Genomic DNA, 1,064 nt, shown 5'->3' on the forward strand with positions numbered 1-1,064 from the left:
TGTACTGACCACGGAGGTTGGTGACAGGGCTCACGGCCGGGTGATCTTGAAATGAGTGAGGGCCTTCTGGCTCGGTGTGGATTGCGACATCTGCACCTCAGCCAGAAAGGCCCTCATGCCACACCGTAACGCACCGCTGACCGAGACCGGACGCCTGCGCCTGGCCCGCTGCGTGGTCGAGGACGGCTGGCCACTGCGCAGGGCCGCTGAGCGGTTCCAGGTCTCGCCCACCACGGCCAAGCGCTGGGCCGACCGCTACCGAACACTCGGCGAGGCCGGCATGAGCGACCTCTCCAGCCGACCGCACCACAGCCCGCGCCGGACCCCGACCCGCACCGAGCGGCGGATCATCAAGGTCCGCCTCCTGCGCCGCTGGGGACCGGCCCGCATCGCCTACCTGCTCGGGCTCAACCCGGCCACCGTGCACCGCGTCCTGGTCCGCTACAAGCTCGCCCGCCTCGCGCACCTCGACCGCGCCACCGGCCGCGTGATCCGACGCTACGAGCACTGCGCGCCAGGCGAGTTGGTCCACGTCGACATCAAGAAGCTCGGCAACATCCCCGACGGCGGCGGCCACCAGGCGCTGGGCCGCCAGGCCGGCCGCAAGAACCGTGCCAAGGTCGGCTACAGCTACCTGCACAACGCCGTGGACGACCACTCCCGCCTGGCCTACAGCGAGATCCTCCCCGACGAGCGCAAGGAGACCGCCACCGCGTTCTGGGCCCGGGCGAGCGCGTTCTTCGCCCGGGCCGGGATCACCGTCCAGCGCGTGCTGACCGACAACGGCTCCTGCTATCGCTCACGGGTCTGGCGCGATGCCCTCGCAACCGAGGGCATCGCGCACAAGCGAACCCGGCCCTACCGGCCGCAGACCAATGGCAAGGTCGAACGCTTCAACCGCACCCTGCTCGACGAGTGGGCCTACGCCCGGCCCTACCGCACCGAACAGGAACGACGCGACGCCTACCCCGCATGGCTCCACACCTACAATCACCACCGCGGACACACCGCACTCGCAGGCAAGCCACCCGCCAGCCGCGTCCCCAACCTCACGGGGCAGAACA

General features: G+C 69.9%; 1 protein-coding gene. It reads left to right on the forward strand.

Annotated features, from left to right (window positions below; all coding sequences use genetic code 11):
* Positions 1-115 precede the first annotated feature (115 nt).
* Positions 116-1,064: IS481 family transposase (locus tag ABZW10_RS38725; protein ID WP_355376424.1), on the forward strand; the 949-nt coding region annotated here is incomplete at its 3' end.

The sequence above is a fragment of the Kitasatospora sp. NPDC004723 genome (assembly GCF_040609255.1).
GTDB lineage: Bacteria > Actinomycetota > Actinomycetes > Streptomycetales > Streptomycetaceae > Kitasatospora.